At 69.1% G+C, this 19865-nt stretch carries 15 protein-coding genes; 6 read left to right on the forward strand and 9 right to left on the reverse strand.

Going from position 1 to position 19865, the window contains the following annotated elements:
• Positions 1–28 precede the first annotated feature (28 nt).
• On the reverse strand, positions 29–1387 hold the full coding sequence (locus ACUDCK_RS16825) for an ATP-binding protein (protein ID WP_175166786.1): 1359 nt from the start codon (positions 1385–1387) through the stop codon (positions 29–31).
• Positions 1384–2052, reverse strand: coding sequence for a response regulator transcription factor (locus tag ACUDCK_RS16830; RefSeq protein WP_054502220.1), 669 nt, complete (start codon positions 2050–2052; stop codon positions 1384–1386). Before ACUDCK_RS16830 ends, ACUDCK_RS16825 begins: the two co-directional genes overlap by 4 nt.
• A gap of 140 nt (positions 2053–2192) precedes the next feature.
• On the opposite strand from ACUDCK_RS16830, the gene ACUDCK_RS16835 reads away from it, so the two are divergent.
• Entirely contained in the window at positions 2193–2966 is a 774-nt protein-coding gene (locus ACUDCK_RS16835; RefSeq protein ID WP_116792521.1) for a MipA/OmpV family protein, read from the forward strand.
• 142 nt (positions 2967–3108) lie between these two features.
• On the forward strand, positions 3109–3723 hold the full coding sequence (locus ACUDCK_RS16840) for a LysR substrate-binding domain-containing protein (RefSeq protein ID WP_175166785.1): 615 nt from the start codon (positions 3109–3111) through the stop codon (positions 3721–3723).
• A gap of 89 nt (positions 3724–3812) precedes the next feature.
• Here ACUDCK_RS16840 and ACUDCK_RS16845 read toward each other — a convergent pair whose 3' ends face one another.
• Both ACUDCK_RS16845 and purL read right to left on the reverse strand, forming a co-directional pair.
• A complete protein-coding gene (locus tag ACUDCK_RS16845; protein WP_054502217.1) occupies positions 3813–5438 on the reverse strand; it encodes a methyl-accepting chemotaxis protein in 1626 nt (541 codons plus the stop codon).
• A gap of 272 nt (positions 5439–5710) precedes the next feature.
• Positions 5711–9760, reverse strand: coding sequence for a phosphoribosylformylglycinamidine synthase (purL, locus tag ACUDCK_RS16850; protein ID WP_175166784.1), 4050 nt, complete (start codon positions 9758–9760; stop codon positions 5711–5713).
• Between the two features lie 367 nt (positions 9761–10127).
• Here purL and ACUDCK_RS16855 point away from each other — a divergent pair, with 367 nt between their 5' ends.
• The 3 genes from ACUDCK_RS16855 to ACUDCK_RS16865 all read left to right on the forward strand — a co-directional run bounded on the left by ACUDCK_RS16855 (position 10128) and on the right by ACUDCK_RS16865 (position 13079).
• Positions 10128–10679, forward strand: coding sequence for a TRAP transporter small permease (locus tag ACUDCK_RS16855; protein ID WP_054502215.1), 552 nt, complete (start codon positions 10128–10130; stop codon positions 10677–10679).
• Positions 10676–11974, forward strand: coding sequence for a TRAP transporter large permease (locus ACUDCK_RS16860; protein WP_054502214.1), 1299 nt, complete (start codon positions 10676–10678; stop codon positions 11972–11974). The genes ACUDCK_RS16855 and ACUDCK_RS16860 overlap by 4 nt, the downstream gene beginning before the upstream one ends.
• Before the next feature lie 73 nt (positions 11975–12047).
• A complete protein-coding gene (locus ACUDCK_RS16865; protein WP_049073254.1) occupies positions 12048–13079 on the forward strand; it encodes a DctP family TRAP transporter solute-binding subunit in 1032 nt (343 codons plus the stop codon).
• A gap of 183 nt (positions 13080–13262) precedes the next feature.
• Here the strand turns inward: ACUDCK_RS16865 and greB are convergent, their stop codons facing one another.
• The 4 genes from greB to ACUDCK_RS16885 form a co-directional block, all read right to left on the reverse strand.
• Complete coding sequence (gene greB, locus ACUDCK_RS16870) at positions 13263–13814, reverse strand: transcription elongation factor GreB (RefSeq protein WP_024069367.1); 552 nt, start codon at positions 13812–13814, stop codon at positions 13263–13265.
• A gap of 63 nt (positions 13815–13877) precedes the next feature.
• Complete coding sequence (locus ACUDCK_RS16875; protein ID WP_064526847.1) at positions 13878–14723, reverse strand: 3',5'-nucleoside bisphosphate phosphatase; 846 nt, start codon at positions 14721–14723, stop codon at positions 13878–13880.
• A 90-nt stretch (positions 14724–14813) separates the two neighbouring features.
• Positions 14814–15749, reverse strand: coding sequence for an alpha/beta fold hydrolase (locus tag ACUDCK_RS16880; protein ID WP_175166783.1), 936 nt, complete (start codon positions 15747–15749; stop codon positions 14814–14816).
• Positions 15750–15889: 140 nt separating this feature from the next.
• Complete coding sequence (locus tag ACUDCK_RS16885; protein ID WP_064526851.1) at positions 15890–16462, reverse strand: AAA family ATPase; 573 nt, start codon at positions 16460–16462, stop codon at positions 15890–15892.
• A gap of 393 nt (positions 16463–16855) precedes the next feature.
• Here ACUDCK_RS16885 and cfa point away from each other — a divergent pair, with 393 nt between their 5' ends.
• Complete coding sequence (gene cfa, locus ACUDCK_RS16890) at positions 16856–18031, forward strand: cyclopropane fatty acyl phospholipid synthase (RefSeq protein WP_175166782.1); 1176 nt, start codon at positions 16856–16858, stop codon at positions 18029–18031.
• A 123-nt stretch (positions 18032–18154) separates the two neighbouring features.
• On the opposite strand, the gene ACUDCK_RS16895 is transcribed toward cfa, so the two are convergent.
• Positions 18155–19798: a GMC family oxidoreductase gene (locus ACUDCK_RS16895; protein WP_175166781.1), complete on the reverse strand. Its 1644-nt coding sequence runs from the start codon at positions 19796–19798 to the stop codon at positions 18155–18157.
• Positions 19799–19865: the final 67 nt, after the last annotated feature.

Below are 19865 nucleotides of genomic sequence, written 5' to 3' on the forward strand. Positions count from 1 at the left end.
GCGGGCCGGCGATTTGCGCCGGCCTTTTTCATGTCGCGGCGGCCGCGGGAAAGGTGACCATCAGGCCGATCCCCCGGCCGTTCAGGCCGGGGGTGAAAACCACCACGGCGCCATGGCGCGCGGCGATCTGCGCCACCAGCGACAGGCCGATGCCGCTGCCGCCGCCATTGGCGCCCGGGGCGCGGTAGAAGCGGTCGAACACCCGCGCGCGTTCGGCCGGCGCGATGCCGGGACCGTCGTCGGCCACCCGCAGCCAGGCCCTGCCGGATTCGTCCGGCCCGCAGGACACCGCGATCTGGCCGCCCTCGGGGGTGTAGCGCAGGGCGTTGTCGAGCAGGTTGCGCACCAGCACCCCCAGCGTGTCCATGTCGCCGCGCGCGCCGCAGGCCTGCACGTCCAGCAGGATGCGCTGGCGCTTGCGCGCCGCGGCCGCCTCGCAGTCACGCACCAGCAGCACCACCAGCGTATCCAGCGCCACCGGTCCGGAATCCGCGTCGGATTCGCTGGCCGCGTCCATGCGGGCCTGGTCCAGCAATTGCTCGGCCAGGCGCGCGGTGCGCTGCGCCACCGCGCGCAATTGCAGGGCGGCGTCGGCGGCCGGCGTGTCGGCGATGCGTTGCAGCAGCACTTCGGTCTGGGCGCCGAGCGCGGCCAGCGGCGTGCGCAGTTCGTGCGCGGCGTCGGCCAGGAAGCGGCGCTCGTGGTCCATGGCGGCCTGCAGGCGCAGCAACAGGGCATTGATGGACTGCACATAGGGATGCAATTCGCCCGGCAGGCGGTCCAGCGGCAGGGGCGCCAGATCGAACGGCGCGCGCCGCAGGATCGCTTCGCCGGCCTGGTTGACCGGCCGGAAGGCCTGGCGCACCACGATCCAGGTGGCCGCCGCCAGCAGCAGGAACAAGGCGGTGACGATGACCAGGCCGCGCTTGAAGGCGGCCACCGTTTCGGCCCGCAGCACGCTGTCGGCGCGGGCCAACTGCACCTGCACCTGACCGGAGGCGTCGCTGAGCGAATACACGCGCCAGCGCCTGCCGTCGATCACACTGTCGCGGAAGCCATCATCGAAATGCGGATTGAGCGGCTGGGCCGGCGATTCCGGCGAACGCAGCGCCAGGCGCCGGTCGGCCAGCGACCAGATCTGCACCGAGGCGCGCTCGCCACGGAAATGGCTGGACGGCGGCAGTTCGAAGCGCTCGTCCGGCCGTTCCTCGAGCAGGCTGCGGCGCAGCGACAGGATGGTCTGGTTGGCCGAGTCCACCAGCGCCTGGTCGCGGATGCCGGTGCGGGCCTCCGTCATCGCGTGCTGCTGGAACAGGAACACCGCCGCCCAGGTCAGCAGCAGGGTCAGCAACAGCGTGACGGTCAGGCGCTTGCGCAGCGTCTTCACGGCGCGTCCCCGCCGGCAATGCGATAGCCCAGCCCGTGCACGGTGGCGACCAGGTCCTCGCCCAGCTTGCGCCGCAATTGGTGCACGTACACCGCCACGGTGTTGCTTTCGATCGTGCCGCTGCCGCCGTAGACGGCGGATTCCAACTGCTCCCGGCTGACGGTCTGGCCGGCGCGCTCCATCAGCGCCAGCAGGGTGCGGTATTCGCTGGCGCTGAGCGTCACCTCGGCGCCCGCGCGGGTCACCACCCGCCGCGCCGGATCCAGCGACACATCGCGGCAGCGCAGCACCGAGACCACCGAATTGCTGCTGCGGCGCACGACGGCGCGCAGCCGGGCCAGCAGCTCGTCGAGCTGGAACGGCTTGACGATATAGTCGTCGGCGCCGGCGTCCAGCCCCTGCACCCGCTCGCTCAGGCGGTCGCGCGCGGTGATGATGAGCACCGGCGTGGCGTCGTAGCGCCCGCGCAGGTGCTTGAGCACGGCCAGGCCGCTGCCGCCGGGCAGCCCCAGGTCGAGCAGCACGGCGCCGTAGCCGTGGTCGACCAGCGCCAGCCGGGCCTCGGGCACGTCGCGCACCCAGTCCACGCGCATGCCGGCCTGCGCCATGCTGGCGCGCAAGGCGTCTCCCAGCATCGCATCGTCTTCCACCAGTAGAACTTGCAAGAACGCTCCCTGACTCTCCATGGCGTCGCATTGTGCCGCCCCGGATTTAAAGAATTTTTAAAAGCCGGCCCCGACAATGGCGCCTTGCCGCGCTCCGGCCATCGCCGGGCGCCCGCCCACGAGAAAGGAAAGTTCCCGCAATGAAGCTGGCTATGTTAGCAACTGGCGCCGCCACGGCCGCCACCCTGGCCTGCGCCGCCGCCCCGGCCCAGGCCGATCAACCCGGCACCAATTTCATCGGATTGAGCGTCGGCTACGTGCCGGTCTACGAAGGGTCGCGCGAATACCGCGCCCTGCCGGTGCCGTTGGTCAACTACCACTCGGGCAACTTCTTCATCTCGCCACGCGCCGGCCTGCCTGCGATGGGCCTGCAGACCGCACTGGCGCCCGACTGGAAGGCGGGCGTGTTCGTCGGCATGGGCCTGGGCCGCGATTCCAGCGACGCCGACCGCACCAAGGGCCTGGACGACATCGATTTCCACGGCACCTACGGCGCCTTCGTCGAATGGGCGCCCGGCCCACTGTCCCTGGGCGCCGCCTACCGCCAGGCCGCGCGCAGCGCCTACGGCGGCACGCTCGAACTGCGCGCCACCTACGCCGCCTGGCAGGACGGCGCCCATCGCGTCAATATCGGCGCCAGCACGCAGTGGGCCAGCCACGACGCCATGCAGACCTGGTACGGCGTCACCTCCTCGCAGGCCGCCAGCAGCCGCGCCGGGCTGTCGACCTACTCGCCGTCCTCCGGCTTCAAGTCGGCGGCGCTGTTCACCACCTGGTCGTACCGCATCAACCCGAGCTGGAGCACCATCACCACGCTGGGCGTGAACACGCTGCTGGGCGACGCACGCGACAGCCCGCTGACCGAGCGCCGCGCCAACCTGTTCGGCAGCGTCGGCGTGGTCTACGCCTTCTGAGCGGCCCCGGCCGCGCCTTCCAAGGAAACCCGCGCCATGACACCGCTGCCCAGGATGGAAGTGTTCGCCGGTCACCAGCGTCGGGGCTTTCGGCCGCGCCGCCGCGGCGCTGGGCATTCCACTGACGCCGCCGCCGCGCCAGGTGGCCACGGCGGGCCGCGACGCCGGGCTGCTGCGCGTGGACCTGCCCGACGCCCGCACCCGGCAGGCGCTGGCGCCCTTGCTGGCGGCCTTCGCGGCGCGCCATCCCGGCCTGCGGTTCCAATTGAGCGTGACGCCGGCCGCATCCCCGGCGCCGGACGGCGCCGATCTGACGATCCGGCTGGATCCGCCCTGCGACCCGTTCTGGCTGGCGCATCGTCTGGGCGCCCTGCGCGCCCGCCTGTATGCCGCCCCAGAATATCTGGTGCGACGGCCGGCGCCGGAACGCCCGGCCGATCTGGCGGCGCACGACTGCATTGGCGTGCATGCCGACGACAACGGCGCGCCCGCGCGCTGGCAACTGCGGCGCGGCCAGGACCGCGCCGTCCTCATGACGCGCGAACGCTATTGCGTGGATGATCCCGAGATGGCGAGGCAGTTGGCCGCGCGCGGCGCCGGCATCGCGCCGCTGCGCGAGGCCGCGCCCGGGCTGGTCGCAGTGCTGCCGGATTGGGAACTGGAGCCGGTGGCGTTGTACGCGTTGACCAGCGCACCTCGGCTGCCGGTGCGCACCCGCGCCTTGATCGCGCACCTGACGCAGGCGCTGGCGGACTGACCGCAACGGCAGCGCGGCGCCACCTCATCAACAAGACGCGGCACGCACAGGCGTCCCGCGCCCCGAAGGACGGCGATTCAGGCGGCCATTCAGGCGCCGATCAGCGCCGGCTCGGCGCCGCGGCCCAAGGCCGGCGCCTCGGCGTCGATCACCCGGCCGGTCTGCAGCTTGAACACCGCCACCGCTTCGCGCAGGCGTTGCGCCTGCGCTTCGAGCGAGGCGGCCGACGCGGCGGCCTGTTCGACCAGCGCGGCGTTCTGCTGCGTCACGCTGTCCATCTGCGACACCGCCTGGTTCACCTGCTCGATGCCCTGCGACTGCTCTTCGGAGGCACTGGAGATTTCGTTGATGATGTCCGTCACGCGGCGCACCGAGGTCACAATCTCCTGCATGGTGGCGCCGGCCGCTTCGACCTGGTCGGAGCCGATCGAGACCTTCTGCACGGAGTCGTCGATCAGGCCCTTGATCTCCTTGGCGGCCTGGCCGCTGCGCTGCGCCAGCGCGCGTACTTCGCTGGCCACCACCGCGAAACCCTTGCCCTGCTCGCCGGCGCGGGCCGCTTCCACCGCGGCATTCAACGCCAGGATGTTGGTCTGGAAGGCGATGCCGTCGATCACGCCGACGATGTCGGCGATGCGGTTGGAGCTGTCGGCGATGGCGCGCATGGTGCCGACCACATCGCCCACCGCCTGGCCGCCGCGGGTGGCCACGTCGGACGCCGCCGTCGCCAATTGCGAGGCGTTGCGCGAGCTGTCGGCGTTGTTCTTCACGGTGGACGACAACTCGTCCATGCTGGCGGCGGTTTCTTCCAGCGAAGCGGCCTGCTGCTCGGTGCGCGAGGACAGGTCGATGTTGCCGGCCGCGATCTCGCGCGAACCGGTGTGGATCTCTTCCACGCCCTGGCGCACGGCGGCCACGGTGCGCGCCAGGCTGTCCTGCATGCGCTTGACCGCCGCGTACAGCACGCCGATTTCGTTGTTGCCGCGCTGCTCGATGCGGTTGGTCAGATCGCCGCCGGCGATGCGATCGAACAGGCGGCCGGCCTCGTGCAGCGGCCGGAACACCGAGCGCGCGAACACCGCGTACAGGCCCACCACCAGCACCGCCACCACCACCAGCAGGCCGATCAGGAAGGCAATGGCGCCGTTGATGCGGGCGTTGGCTTCGCGCGCCACGCGCTTGCCGATTTCGTCGGCGAAGTCCACGTACTTCTGGATCGCCTGGGTGAAGGCGATGCCCAGCGGCGTGACCTTTTCCAGGTTCAGGCGGCTGGCGTCCTGCGCCTTGCCGGCGCGGATCGCGGCGATCATCGGCGTGATCGCGTCGCGCTGGTAGACCTCATAGGCGGCCAGCGCCTCGTCGAACAAGGGCTTGCCCACCGGCGACGTTTCGGGATTCTGGCGCGCGCTCTGGATCAGGTCGGCGGCCTTCTTGGTGTAGCCGTCCAGGCGCTGCATGCTGGCCAGGCTGTCGATGCTCTTGCCTTCCAGCAAGGTGGTCTGGGCCGCCAGCAGCACCAGACGCGCGCGCAGCAGCTCGGCCCCGGCCGAGTCGACCGCGTTGGCGCGCACCAGGTTGGTGTCCAGCATCACCTCGATCGAGCTGCGGTTGGAGGTCAGTTGTTGGTAGACGGCGATGCCGGTGACCAGGAAAAGGGCGAAAAAGATACAGAGCGCGGTCGTCAGGACGGCGCGGATACTCAGATTCTTGAACATGGGGAGGGCCACTCGGGGTTTGCAGGAGGCCGCCGCGGGCGGCTGTCCTCCTGTTTACGGCTTATTGCAATGAAAAGTTAAATATCTCATTGGGTTACAACACCGATTACAGCAACGGAGCGAATACCGGCGAGCCTCCCCGGCCGCCGCGCGTTGCTCGCATGAAAAAAGCCCCACCGAAACCGGTGGGGCTTTGCCAGGTAGGCCATGTCCTGTGTGACGCATGGCCTCTCGGGGGCAGCCCGCGCGACACGCGCGGGCTGAGGCGCTTCTTATTTCAGCCAGGCGCGCGCGTTGCGGAAAATGCGCATCCACGGGCTGAACTGGCCGCCGCTGTCGGCGTTGCCCCACTTCTCGGGCGCCCACGACATCATGACGTTGCGGGTCACGCGTTCCGGGTGCGGCATCATCACGGTGAAGCGGCCGTCGGCGGTGGTGACGGAGGTCAGGCCGCCCGGGCTGCCGTTCGGGTTGAACGGATAGGCCTCGGTGGCGTTGCCGCGGTTGTCGATGTAGCGCGCCGCCGCCAGCACGCGGCCGGCGTCGCCCTGCTGCGAGAAGTCGGCGTAGCCTTCGCCGTGCGCCACCGCGACCGGGATGCGCGCGCCTTCCATGCCGGCAAAGAAGATCGACGGCGACTTGGCCAGCTCGACCATCGACAGACGCGCCTCGTACTTCTCGGACAGGTTGCGGGTGAAGCGCGGCCAGTGCTCGGCGCCCGGGATCATCGGGGCCAGCGCGGCCATCATCTGGCAGCCGTTGCACACGCCCAGCGCGAAGGTGTCGGGGCGGGCGAAATACGCCGCGAACTGATCCGACAGCTTGCTGTTGAAGCGGATGGTGCGGGCCCAGCCCTCGCCGGCGCCCAGCACGTCGCCGTAGCTGAAGCCGCCCACGGCCACCAGGCCCTGCACCTGCGCCAGGTCCACGCGGCCCGCCAGCAGGTCGGTCATGTGCACGTCGACCGCGTCAAAGCCGGCGGTGTCGAAGGCCCAGCCCATTTCCACCTGGCTGTTGCAGCCCTGCTCGCGCAGGATCGCCACGCGCGGGCGCTTGCCGCTGTTGATGAACGGCGCGGCCACGTCTTCCTGCGGGTCGAAGGCCACGTTCGGGCTCATGCCCGGATCCTGCGTGTCGTTCCAGACGTCCAGCTCGGCCTGGGCGCAGGCCGGGTTGTCGCGGCGCGCCATGATGCGGTAGGAGACTTCGCTCCAGGCGCGGCCGAGGTCGGCGCGCGGCTGGCCCCAGACCTTCTTGCCGTCGCGGTAGAACTCGACCTCGTCGCCGCCGTTCAGGCCGCCGATGACGTGCGAGTGGGCCGACAGGCCGGCGCCGCGCAGCACCTGCATGACGGCGTCGCGCTGGGCGGCCGGCACCTGGATGACGGCGCCGGCTTCCTCGGCGAACAGCGCCTTGAGCGTCAGTTCGTCGCGCTGCACCGCCACCTGTTCCGGACGGATCTTGTAGTCGCCCCAATCGGCCGATTGCGGGTCGAAGGTCAGCATGTCGAGGTTGACCGAGATGCCGGTGCGGCCGGCGAAGGCCATTTCCACCAAAGTGGCGAACAGGCCGCCGTCGGAGCGGTCGTGGTAGGCCAGGATGGTGCCGGCTTCGGCCAGGGTGCGGATGGTGACGAAGAAGGCGCGCAGGGCTTCCGGCGAGTCGATGTCCGGCACGGTTTCGCCGACCTGGTTGTAGGTCTGCGCCAGGATCGAGCCGCCCATGCGGTGCAGGCCGCGGCCCAGGTCGATCAGGATCAGCACGCTGTCGCCGGCGTCGGTGCGCAGCTGCGGCGTCAGGCTGGCGCGCACGTCGCCGACCGGCGCGAAGGCCGTGACGATCAGCGACACCGGCGCCACCACCTGGCGCTGCTCGCCGTCCTGTTCCCAGGAGGTCTTCATGGACAGCGAGTCCTTGCCCACCGGGATCGACAGGCCGGCGGCCTGGCACAGCTCGCTGACGGCCGACACGGTGTCGTACAGCGCGGCGTCCTGGCCCTCGACGCCGCAGGCGGCCATCCAGTTGGCGGACAGCTTGATGTCTTCCAGGCGCGCCACGTCGGCGGCGGCCAGGTTGGTCAGGGCCTCGGCCACGGCCATGCGGCCGGAGGCCGGCGCGTTCAGCATGGCGATGGGAGTGCGTTCGCCCATGGCCATGGCTTCGCCGCGAAAGCCCTGGTAGTCAGCCAGGGTGACGGCGCAGTCGGCCACCGGCACCTGCCACGGGCCGACCATCTGGTCGCGGCTGGAGAGGCCGCCGACGGTGCGGTCGCCGATGGTGATGAGGAACGACTTGTTGGCCACCGTGGGGTGGCGCAGCACGCGGTAGGCCGCTTCGGTCAGGTCGATGCCGGCCAGGTCGAGCGGCTCGGACACGCCCGGCAGGCGGCGCACGTCGCGCGTCATGCGCGGCGGCTTGCCCAGGATGACGTCGATCGGCACGTCGACCGGACGCACCTCGGCCTCGCCCTGCGGACGGATCGTGTCCAGGCCGGGCAGGCCCTCGCCGTCGACCACGCGCAGTTGGCGTTCTTCGGTGGCCACGCCGACCACCGCGTAGGGGCAGCGTTCGCGGCGCGCGATGGCGTCAAAGCGCTCCAGGTCCTTGGGCAGGATCGACAGGACGTAGCGTTCCTGCGATTCATTGCTCCAGATCTCGGCGGGCGACAGGCCGGATTCTTCCAGCGGCACGCGCTTCAGATCGAAGATGGCGCCACGGCCGGCGTCGTTGACCAGTTCCGGGAAGGCGTTGGACAGGCCGCCCGCGCCGACGTCATGGATGGCGATGATGGGGTTGTTCTCGGCCTGCTGCCAGCAGCGGTCGATGACCTCCTGGGCGCGGCGTTCCAATTCGGGGTTGCCGCGCTGGACCGAGTCGAAATCCAGCTCGGCCGAGTTGCTGCCCATGCTGATGCTGGAGGCGGCGCCGCCGCCCATGCCGATGCGGAAACCCGGGCCGCCCAACTGGATCAGCAGCGCGCCGGGGGGAATCACGTCCTTGTGCGTCAGGCCGGCGTCGATGCTGCCCAGGCCGCCCGCGATCATGATGGGCTTGTGGTAGCCCCAGCGGGTGCCGCCGGCGGTCTGCTCGAACGAACGGAAATAGCCCAGCAGGTTGGGACGGCCGAATTCGTTGTTGAAGGCGGCGCCGCCGATGGGGCCGTCGATCATGATGGACAGCGGCGAGGCGATGCGGTCCGGCAGGCCGTGGTGGTCGGCTTCCCAGGGCTGCGTGGCGTCGTCGAAGCGCAGGTGCGAGACGGTGAAACCGGTCAGGCCGGCCTTGGGCTTGGAGCCGCGGCCGGTGGCGCCTTCGTCGCGGATTTCGCCGCCGGCGCCGGTCGAGGCGCCGGGGAACGGCGCGATCGCGGTCGGGTGGTTGTGCGTCTCGACCTTCATCAGGGTGTGCACGGTGGTGTCGCGGCGGATGTACTTGGCGCCATCCACGCCCTCGCCCGTCACCCCGGGCACGCCGGCCTGGAAGCGCTGCGCCGGGCCGCCGGCCATGATGGCGGCGTTGTCCGAGTAGGCCACCACGGTGCCTTCCGGCTGCGCCTTGTGGGTGGCGCGGATCATGCCGAACAGCGTGTTGGGCTGCTCCTGGCCGTCGATCACCCACTGGGCGTTGAAGATCTTGTGGCGGCAGTGTTCGCTGTTGGCCTGCGCGAACATCATCAGTTCGACGTCGGTGGGATCGCGGCCCAGGTCGCTGAACGACTTGGCCAGGTATTCGATCTCGTCATCGGACAGGGCCAGGCCCAGCGTGCTGTTGGCCTCGACCAGGGCGGCGGCGCCGCGCGCCTGCACGTCGACCGTGCGCATCGGCTTGCCGGCCAGCGGCTGGAACAGCGCCTGGCCGTCGAAGCTGGCGTCGACCACGGTTTCGGTCATGCGGTCGTGCAGGCAGTCGGCCGCGCGCGCCAGCATGTCGGCGTCGAAGGTCTTGCTGCCCAGCAGGCCGCGTTCGGGCGTGATGACGTAGCGCACGCCGCGTTCGATGCGGTGCACGGCCGACAGGCCACAGTTGTGGGCGATGTCGGTGGCCTTGCTGGCCCACGGCGAGATCGTGCCCAGGCGCGGGATCACCAGCAGCGCCAGGCTCTTGGCCGGCGCCTCGCCGGTGGCGGGGGTGCCGTAGTCCAGCAATTGGGCCAGGTGCTGCTGCTGCTCGGCCGTCAGGGCGGCGTCGGTGCTGACGAAGTGCTCGTAGCGGGCGGAAATGTCGGCCACCGGCAGGCCGGCTTCCTTCAGTTGCGCCAGCAGGCGGTCACGACGAAAGGAGGACAGGATGGAGGAACCAGGCAGATGCTGAACAAGGGACACGATGCGGGCGCCGTATATAAGGAGGGAAGCAAAAACAGGATTTTACCCCGCTTGGCGGGTTTTCCCGGACGGAAGCACGGCCCTGTCCCGATCCGGCCCGAATTCGTCCGGCTTTGGTCATTGTTACAAAAGAATTCCGCGACGAGGCGCGGGGCCTGCTGCACAGCAATATGGCGCGCAAAGCCTTGCCGCCCGCGCGGATTATGGCGGGCCCAAGGCCCGCCCCAGCACCCCGGCTATTGCGATGCACCATGTTGCGGCCATACCGCAGCGCGGGAAAACACGAACACCCGCCCTTCCGCCCCGACGGTAGGATGCAGCGACCCCATACCAAGAAAGCGCCTCGCCGCGCTGGCCGTCGCCTCACATGTCACGCCCCGAAGCCCCCGCCGAGCCCGTCGAACCGATCATCCCCGCCGAAGCAGACCCCGCCGTGAAAGTGCCGCTGGCCATCGAGGACTGGCTGGCCGTGATCCTGCTGGCGGCCTTGGCGCTGATTACCTTCCTGAACGTGCTGGTGCGCTACTTCACCGACCAGTCGTTCGCCTGGACCGAAGAGATCTCGGTGTTCCTGCTGATCGTGCTGACCATGGCCGGCGGCAGCGTCGCCTTCGTGCGCAACCACCACATCCGCATCGAGATCCTGGCCGACAACGGCTCGCCGCGGCGCCAGCGCATCATGGCGCTGATCGCCAACTTCTGCGTGCTGGCGTTCTTCGTGCTGCTGACGGTGCTGTCGGTCAAGCTGGTGTCCGATGAATTCATCTACGAGGAAACCTCGCCCGCCATCGGCGTGCCGACCTGGTGGTATTCGATCTGGCTGCCGGTGATGGCCGCCGCCATCTCGCTGCGCACCCTGGGCACGCTGCGGCGCCTGTGGAAGGCGCCGCTACCCAAGGCCGACGGGGGCCAGGCATGATCGCCGGCATCCTGTTCGCGGTCTTCATCGCGCTGATGCTGATCGGCGTGCCGGTCGGCGTGGCGCTGGGCATCGGCGGCACCGTGGCCATCGTGCTGTCCAACCTGGACACGCCCTGGTATGGCCTGCTGACCGTGCCGCAGAACTTCTACGCCGGGCTGGCCAAGTACCCGCTGCTGGCGATTCCCATGTTCGTGCTGGTCGGCTCCATCTTCGACCGCTCCGGCGTGGCCAAGCGGCTGGTGGATTTCGCCATCGCCATCGTCGGGCGCGGCCCGGGCATGCTGCCGCTGGTGTCGATCGCCGTGGCCATGTTCCTGGGCGGCATCTCCGGCTCCGGCCCGGCCTGCGCCGCCGCGGTGGGCGCGGTGATGATCGCGGCCATGTCGCGCGCCGGCTACCCGGGCTCGTTCTCGGCCTCGGTGGTGGCGGCCGGCGCGGCCACCGACATTCTGATCCCGCCATCGGTGGCCTTCATCATCTATTCGGTGCTGGTGCCTGAAGCCTCGGTGCCGGCGCTGTTCGCCGCCGGCATGGTGCCGGGCATCCTGGCCGGCCTGGCGCTGATCGTGCCGGCCGTGTGGCTGTCGCGCAAGCACAAGATGGGCATGCTGGAAGCGCACCTGCCGCGTCCGCCGTTCTGGAAGAGCCTGCGCGAGGCCTCATGGGGCCTGGCCGCGCCGGTGCTGATTTTGGGCGGCATGCGCATGGGCTGGTTCACGCCCACCGAGGCGGCCGTGGTGGCGGTGTTCTACGGCCTGTTCGTGGGCATGTGCATCCACCGCACCATCAAGCTGCGCGACCTGTACGTGATCCTGCGCGAGGCCGCCGAGCTGTCGGCCGTGATCATGCTGGTGGTGACGCTGGCCGGCATCTTCGCCTGGGCCCTGTCCACCCTCAGCGTGATCGACCCGATCACCCACGCCATCGTCAATTCCGGGCTGGGCGAATGGGGCGTGCTGGCGCTGCTGATCCTGCTGCTGATGACCGTCGGCATGTTCCTGGACGGCATCTCCATCTTCCTGATCTTCGTGCCGCTCCTGATGCCGATCGCCAAGGCCTACAACTGGGATCCGGTGTGGTTCGGCGTGATCCTGACGCTGAAGGTCGCGCTGGGCCAGTTCACCCCGCCGCTGGCGGTCAACCTGATGGTGTCGTGCCGCATCGCGCGCGTGCCGATGGAATCGACCGTGCGCTGGGTGGTGTGGCTGCTGGGCGCGATGTTCCTGGTGCTGGTGGCGGTGCTGGTGTTCCCGCAGTTGGCGCTGTGGCTGCCGCACAAGCTGGGCTATTGAGGGACCCGGACCGGCTCGTCCGGCATGCATTCATGACAACAACAGACAGACCCGCAAAGAGAGGAGACGCAACATGAATTTCCGCAAGCTGATCGGCGCCACCCTGTGCGCCGCCGCCGTGGTTGGCCTGCCCGCCGCCGCGCAGGCGCAGAACTACAAGCCCGAATACAAGCTCTCCATCGTCGTCGGCACCACTTTCCCGTGGGGCCAGGGCGCCGAGATCTGGTCGAACCTGGTGCGCGAGCGCACGCAGGGCCGCATCAACATCAAGGTCTACCCCGGCACCTCGTTGGTGCAGGGCGACCAGACCCGCGAATTCACCGCCATCCGCCAGGGCGTGATCGACATGGCCGTCGGCTCGACCATCAACTGGTCGCCGCAGATCAAGCAACTGAACCTGTTCTCGCTGCCCTTCCTGATGCCGGACTACGCCGCCATCGACGCGCTGGTGCAGGGCGACGTGGGCAAGGAGATGTTCAAGCTGATCGAGAAGGCCGGCGTGGTGCCGCTGGCCTGGGGCGAAAACGGCTACCGCCAGCTCAGCAACTCCAAGCGCGAGATCAAGCGGCCCGAGGACATGAAGGGCATGAAGCTGCGCGTGGTCGGCTCGCCGCTGTACATCGACACGTTCACCGCGCTGGGCGCCAACCCGACCCAGATGAGCTGGGCCGACGCCCAGCCGGCGCTGGCCAGCGGCGCGGTCGACGGCCAGGAGAACCCGCTGTCGATCTACACCGGCTCCAAGCTCTACACCGTCGGCCAGAAGTACCTGACGCTGTGGAACTACGTGGCCGATCCGCTGATCTTCGTGGTCAACCGCGAGGTGTGGAATTCGTGGTCGGAAAAGGACCGCGACATCGTGCGCCAGGCCGCGCTGGACGCCGGCAAGCAGCAGATCGTGATCGCGCGCAAGGGCGTCACGCCGGAAGATCCTTCCTTGCTCAAGGAGATCGAGGGCCATGGCGTCACCGTGACCTCGCTCAGCCAGGCCGAGCACGACGCCTTCGCCAAGGTCACCCAGCCCGTCTACGACAAGTGGAAGAAGCAGATCGGCGAGGACCTGGTCAACCTGGCCGAGAAGTCCATCGCGGCGCGCAAGAAGTAATCCGGCCAGGACAAGATACCGAACAAGCAGCAAGCCCCAGGGGAACGGCGGCGCAAGCCGCCAACCGAGGCAGGGACGTCAGATCCCGCCCACCAAAGACGGGCGCCGGCCACAAGCCGGCGCCCGTCGCCTTTTGGAGGGTACGTTTCGGCGGCGGGCGCCGCAACGCCGCGTGGCGCCGTCCTACTCCGGGTAGCGCACTTCCAGGATGTCCAGCTCCTCGATCCCGCCCGGCGTGCGCAGCACCACCGTGTCGCCCTCCCGCGCCTTGATCAGCGCCCGCGCCACCGGCGAAATCCAACTGATCTTGCCGGCCAGCGGCTCGGCCTCGTCCACGCCGACGATGGTGACGGTATGTTCCTCGCCGGCCTTGTCGGAATACAGCACCGTGGCGCCGAAGAAGACCTGGTCGCGGTTCGGCTGGGCGGCCGGGTCGACCACCTCGGCGATGTCCAGGCGCTTGGTCAGGAAGCGCATGCGGCGATCGATTTCGCGCAGGCGCTTCTTGCCGTAGAGATAGTCGCCGTTCTCGGAACGGTCGCCGTTGGACGCGGCCCACGACACCACCTGCACCACCGCCGGCCGCTCCACGTTCATCAGGTGCGTCAGCTCGCCGCGCAGGCGCTCGTAGCCTTCCGGCGTCATGTAGTTCTTGGTGCCGGCCGGCAATGCCTGGGCCTGCGGCAGGTCATCGTCGTCCTCGTTGTCGGATTCTTTGACAAATGCTTTGTTCATGGCGGCGGCGCGGTCGACGCGCGATCAGTCAATTCAAGGGAGGCATGGACACGCCAGCCCGCGCTAGAACCAGTCGTGCCAGACCGGCTTCAGGTCCGGCGGCAGCGGGGGCAGCCGGCCCAGGTCCATGCGGCTTTCTTTCGGGCTATGGAAGTCCGACCCGCGCGAGGCCAGGAAACCATAGCGGCGCGCCACCTCGGCATACTGGCGCGCCTCTTCAACGGTGTGGCTGCCGGTCGTGACTTCGATGCCCACGCCGCCCAGTTGCAGGAATTCGTCGAACAGCGCGGCGAACTGCAGCGGCGTGTACTTGTAGCGCCCCGGATGCGCGATGACGGCAATGCCGCCGGCGCCGCGGATCCAGCCGACCGCCTCGGCCAAGGTGGCCCATTGCATGGGCACGTGGCCGGGGCGGTCGTCGCCCAGGTGCTTGGTGAAGACGGTCTGCACGTCGGGACAGTAACCCGCCTCGACCAGATAGCGCGCGAAGTGCGTGCGGCTGATCAATTCCGGGTTGCCGGCGAAAGGCAGCGCGCCTTCGTAGGCGCCAGGCATGCCCATCTCGGCCAGCCGCTCGCCGATGCGGCGGGCCCGCTCGGCGCGGCCCGAACGCGTCTTGCGCAGGCCGTCGGCCAGCGCCACATTGGACGGATCGAAACGCAGGCCGACGATGTGCACCGTCAGGCCGGCCCAGGTCACCGAGATCTCGACGCCCGTGGCAAAGCGCATGCCGAGTTCACTGGCCATGGCCGCGGCCTCGGCCAGGCCGCCGATCTCGTCATGGTCGGTCAGGGCCCAGACATCGACACCGTTGGCGTGCGCACGCTGCGCCACGTCGCGCGGCGCCAGGGCGCCATCGGACACGGTGGAATGGCAATGCAAATCGATGTTGAGAACGGGCGTAGTCATGGAACCTATTGTAGAGAAGCCCCGCCCCCCTGGGTAGCGGCGCCGGCCAGCGGCGTCCCCAATTGATCGACGGGGCCGCCGAGGCGGCCGTCACGCCAACAGGAAATCCGCCACCGCCGTCACCTGGTCGTCGGCCATCAACGTCGGCGCGTGGCCCACGCCCCGCACCTCGTAGAGCCGGGCGCGCGGATTGCGCTGGCGCATTTCGTCGACGGTGGCGCGGGTCAGCAGATCGGAATGCTCGCCGCGCACGATCAGGATCGGGCAGTCGACCGCGTCATACGAACGCCACAGGATCTGCTCGCCGGCGGCCAGTTCCTCGCCGGTCTGCAACGCCATCGGCTGCGCCAGCGCCAGGTCGTAGTGCTTGACCCACTGCCCGCCCTGCTCCGGATAGACAAAGCGCGCCAGGTGGTCCCACTGCGCGTCCGTGTGCGGGCCGAAGGTCTCGGAATTGGCGCGCATGGCCGCCACCGCCTCGGCAAACGAGCCGAACGCGCCCGGTTCGCCCACGTACTGGCCGATGCGCGTCAGCGCGCCGGTCTCCAGGCGCGGGCCGACGTCGTTGAGCACCAGCTTCGACAAACGGATGCCGTCCTGCGGCGGCAGCATGCCCGCATGCGGGCGCAGCGGCAGCATCGCCCGCGCGAACGCGGCGGCGCCGGCCAGCCCCAGGCCGATCAGCCCGCCCATCGAGGTGCCGACCCAAGCCAGCGAGGCGGGCCGCAGCCGCGCCACCAGGGTGGTCATGTCGGACACGTACTGCGGCACGGTATAGAACGCCGGATTGACCAACCAGTCCGAGCGACCGCGGCCGACCACATCGGGGCACACCACGCGGAACTGCCCCGCCAGGCGCCGCGCCAGCGTATCGAAATCGCGCCCGCTGCGGGTCAGGCCATGGACGCAGACCAGCACCCGGTCATTGGCCGGATCGCCCCATTCCCAGTACGCCATGCGGTGCAGGCCCGCCGGGCTGGCGCAGGTGACGAATTCCAAACGGGGTTCCAGGCTCGCATCCAGCATCGTTGTGCTCCGAAAAACCGGCGCGCGGCCGCAATGGCGGCGCCGTGCATGGCGGGTATCTTATCGGAAGCGCGCGCCGCCGCCCGGACGCCGGCGCGGCGGCCGCGCCCCAGTCGGCGCGGGATGGCCGCTGAAATGCCTCAGGCCGGACTCCTGGATACCCGCATGTCCGGCGGCAATGCGGCCAGCACCTGGTCCGCCAGGTCGTCCACGCTGGCGCGCGTATCCAGCGTCAGCACCGGGCAATGCAGTTGGCGGATCCATTCCCGGTGCTGCGCCAAAGTGCGCGTTCCCTCGGCGCCCGTGTCGTAACCGGCGGCCCATTCCAGGAAAAGGCGGCTCTTCTCACGCACCGCGGGATCGTTTTCCAGCGCCGCGCCATAGCGTTCAACCTCGCGGCGGCGCAGCCGCGCCATGCGCTCGGCCGCCGGCAGCCGCAGGAACACCACCAGCGTGAACGCGGGAATCAGGCCCTCGCCCCAGTGGTAGACCGAACCGCCGCTGAGCACCCAATCGTCATGCCCTCGCAGCCGTTCGCGGATGCGGCGCCAACGTTCCTCCTTGGGATACTTGTCGGTGAATGGCGGATCGGTCGGCAGCCAGTAGTAGTCGTCGGCTTCGAGGTGGGGCACGCCCAGGCGTGCGCCGAGCGCGGCGCCCAGCGTGGTGGCGCCGCAGCCGGACGCGCCGAAAAGATGGATGCGCGCAGCCATGGGACTCTCCTTGAGACGGATGCGACCCGGCGGAATCCGCCGGCGACAGGCACGAATGCCGCCCGGACCTGTCCGGGCGGCGCGCAACCAGTGTAGCGGCGTGCGACCGTCTGTCGGGCGCCTACGGCACCATTGGCCCCATGGTCTTTATCCTGGCCCCGGCCCTGTTGGTGGCAGGATGCGTCTGGGCCTTGCGCAGCAGCATACGTTGGTTAAGATTGGCGGGTCCCGGGTCAGCGGCCGCGGTGTCACGGCGCTGACACCCCGCTGAAATTACGATTGCCTATCGAGCCGATTCAATCATTAAATTGGATTCCATCCGCCGGTCCGGGCGAGAGTTATGCGCTTCGAGCATTGCCAGATCAGTCAGTCCAGAATTGATATGGAGCCACTATGCACCAAAGCAGTCCGACTACTCAGCTAACGCCACCCCGCGCCGACGCCGGCCCCCCCGCACCGCCCAAGGTCCTGCAGGACCTGCTGGCGCGCGCGGATGTCCGGATCAACGGCTCGCGCCCCTGGGACATCCAGGTCCATGACAAGCACATGTACGAGCGCGTCTTCGCCAGTTGGTCGCTGGGGCTGGGCGAGTCCTACATGGACGGCGAATGGGACTGCGAGCAGCTCGACGAACTCTTCACCCGCCTGCTGCGCGCCGACATGGGCTCGGCCGCGCTGGGCCTGGCGCGCGTCAAGCTGATCGCCGAACACCTGCGCCACAAGCTGTTCAACCTGCAATCCCGAAGCCGCGCCTTCGAAGTCGGCGAGCAGCATTACGACGCCGGCAACGACGTCTTCGAGGCCATGCTCGACAGCCGCATGATCTATTCCTGCGCCTTCTGGGAACAGGCCGACACGCTCGAAGCCGCCCAGGAAGCCAAGCTCGACATGATCTGCCGCAAGCTGCAGCTCAAGCCCGGCGAGACGCTGCTGGACATCGGCTGCGGCTGGGGCGGGCTGGCCAAGTTCGCGGCCGAACGCTATGGCGTCAAGGTCACCGGCATCACCGTCTCCAAGGAGCAATTGGCGCTGGCCCAGGAGCGCGTGCGCGGCCTGCCGGTGGAACTGCTGCTGCAGGACTACCGCGACCTGCAGGGCAGCTTCGACAAGGTGGTGTCGGTCGGCATGTTCGAGCACGTCGGCCCCAAGAACTACGACACCTACTTCACCAATGTGCAACGGCTGATGGCGCCCGGCGGCATCTTCCTGCTGCACACCATCGGCATCGCCTCGACCAGCCAGAGCACCGATCCCTGGATCGACCGCTACGTCTTCCCCAACGGCAAGCTGCCGTCGGCCCGCGAGATCAGCACCGCGGTCGAAGGCCGCTTCATCATCGAGGACTGGCACAACTTCGGCGCCGACTACGACCGCACGCTGATGGCCTGGTGGGAGAACTTCCAGCGCGCCTGGCCGCGGTTGCAGGAGCGCTACGGCACGCGTTTCTACCGCATGTGGCAGTACTACCTGATGTGTTGCGCCGGCTTCTTCCGCTCGCGCGAGGGGCAACTGTGGCAGGTGATCCTGACGCATCCGCAGCGCCAGGAGATGTACCGGTCGCTGCGCTGAGGCGGACTCGGGGAGCGCCTTCCGGGCGGCGCCTCCTCTGGAAGGCGCCGCCCGGGCCCCAGGCTGGAAATGTCGGGCCTGGCCGCCCCCCTCCAACGCGCCACGGGCGCGTCCCGCTCCGCGTCACGCCACCAGCTCGGCCTCCTGCGCCTCGGCGCCGACGCGCACCGCATCCTCCAGAATCATCTGCGCCGCCCGCTCCGCGATCATGATGGTGGGCGAATTGGTGTTGCCCGACGTAATCGTCGGCATGATCGACGCGTCGGCCACGCGCAGCCCCTGCAAGCCGTGCACGCGCAGGCGCGCGTCCACCACCGCGCCGTCATCGGCGCGGCGGCCCATGGCGCAGGTGCCGACCGGATGGAAGATGGTGGTGCCGATCTTGCCGGCCGCCTCGCGCAGCTCGGCCTCGCTCTGGCAGGCCGGGCCCGGCAGCCATTCCTCCGGCTGGTAGCGCTGCAAGGCCGGCGCCGCACTGATGCGCCGCACCAGCCGGATGGCGTCGGCCGCCACCTTCAGGTCCTGTTCTTCCTTCAGGTAGTTCGGCGTGATCACCGGCGGCAGCGAACCGTCCGCGCCCTGCGCGTGCACGCTGCCGCGCGACACCGGCCGCAGATTGCAGACGCTGGCCGTGAAGGCATCGAAACCATGCAGCGGCTCGCCAAAGGCGCCCAGCGACAAAGGCTGCACGTGGAATTCCAGGTTGGCGCGCGCCTGGCCCGGATCGGACTTGGCGAACGCCCCCAACTGCGACGGCGCCATGCTCATCGGCCCGCTGCGGTTCAGCAGGTATTCCAGGCCGATGCCGGCCTTGCCCCACCAGGTCGAGGCGATGCGGTTCAGCGTCTTCACGCCGCGCACCTTCAGGATGACGCGCAGTTGCAGGTGGTCCTGCAGGTTCTCGCCCACGCCGGGCAAGGCGTGATGCAGCGCAATGCCGCTTTCGCGCAGGCGCGCCGGCTCGCCGATTCCCGACAGTTCCAGCAGTTGCGGCGTATTGACGGCGCCCGCCGCCAGCACCACCTCGCGCGCCGCGCGGATGCTGACGGTTTGCCCGTCGCGGCGCACCTGCACGCCGACGCAGCGCGTGCCCTCGAACAGCAGGCGTTCGGCGTGCGCGCCCGTCATCACCCGCAGATTGGGCCGCTCGCGCACCGGCCGCAGGAACGCCTTGGCGGTGTTCCAGCGCCAGCCGCGGCGCTGGTTCACATCGAAATAGCCGACCCCGAAGTTGTCGCCCCGGTTGAAGTCCGCCACGCGGGGGATGCCCGCCTGCTCCGCCGCGTCTGCGAAGGCGTCGAGGATGTCCCAGCGCAGCCGCTGCGCCTCGACCCGCCACTCGCCGCCGACGCCGTGGAATTCGTCGCCGCCGCGATAATGGTCTTCGCTGCGCTTGAACACCGGCAGCACCTCGTCCCAGCGCCATGACGGATCGCCGGCGGCCTCGGCCCACTCGTCGTAGTCCTGGCGCTGGCCGCGCATGTAGATCATGCCGTTGATCGACGAGCAACCGCCCAGCACCCGGCCACGCGGATAGATCAGCGACCGCCCGCCCAGCCCAGGCTCGGCGCCGGTGCGGTACATCCAGTCGGTGCGCGGGTTGCCAATGCAGTACAGGTAGCCGACTGGAATGTGGATCCAGTGGTAGTTGTCGCGGCCGCCCGCCTCCAGCAGCAGCACGCGCGCCGCCGGGTCACGGCTCAGGCGGTTGGCCAGCACGCAGCCAGCCGACCCGGCGCCCACGATGATGTAGTCGTATGTCTCCATTTGCGCTTCTTCTTTTGAGTCTCGACTTCTTGTCAGTCACCAGTCGCTGCGCCACTGTCGCGCAGCC

It is taken from the genome of Achromobacter sp. CF-sbj1-Ac2-l, from assembly GCF_052698165.1.

Bases quoted from the DNA above. Each gene is read 5' to 3' on its own strand.
- ACUDCK_RS16875 (WP_064526847.1), bottom strand. From the start codon at position 14,723: ATGACTACGCCCGTTCTCAACATCGATTTGCATTGCCATTCCACCGTG.
- ACUDCK_RS16880 (WP_175166783.1), bottom strand. From the start codon at position 15,749: ATGCTGGATGCGAGCCTGGAACCCCGTTTGGAATTCGTCACCTGCGCC.
- ACUDCK_RS16855 (WP_054502215.1), top strand. From the start codon at position 10,128: ATGTCACGCCCCGAAGCCCCCGCCGAGCCCGTCGAACCGATCATCCCC.
- ACUDCK_RS16885 (WP_064526851.1), bottom strand. From the start codon at position 16,462: ATGGCTGCGCGCATCCATCTTTTCGGCGCGTCCGGCTGCGGCGCCACC.
- ACUDCK_RS16860 (WP_054502214.1), top strand. From the start codon at position 10,676: ATGATCGCCGGCATCCTGTTCGCGGTCTTCATCGCGCTGATGCTGATC.
- ACUDCK_RS16835 (WP_116792521.1), top strand. From the start codon at position 2,193: ATGAAGCTGGCTATGTTAGCAACTGGCGCCGCCACGGCCGCCACCCTG.
- ACUDCK_RS16895 (WP_175166781.1), bottom strand. From the start codon at position 19,798: ATGGAGACATACGACTACATCATCGTGGGCGCCGGGTCGGCTGGCTGC.
- greB (WP_024069367.1), bottom strand. From the start codon at position 13,814: ATGAACAAAGCATTTGTCAAAGAATCCGACAACGAGGACGACGATGAC.
- ACUDCK_RS16845 (WP_054502217.1), bottom strand. From the start codon at position 5,438: ATGTTCAAGAATCTGAGTATCCGCGCCGTCCTGACGACCGCGCTCTGT.
- cfa (WP_175166782.1), top strand. From the start codon at position 16,856: ATGCACCAAAGCAGTCCGACTACTCAGCTAACGCCACCCCGCGCCGAC.
- ACUDCK_RS16865 (WP_049073254.1), top strand. From the start codon at position 12,048: ATGAATTTCCGCAAGCTGATCGGCGCCACCCTGTGCGCCGCCGCCGTG.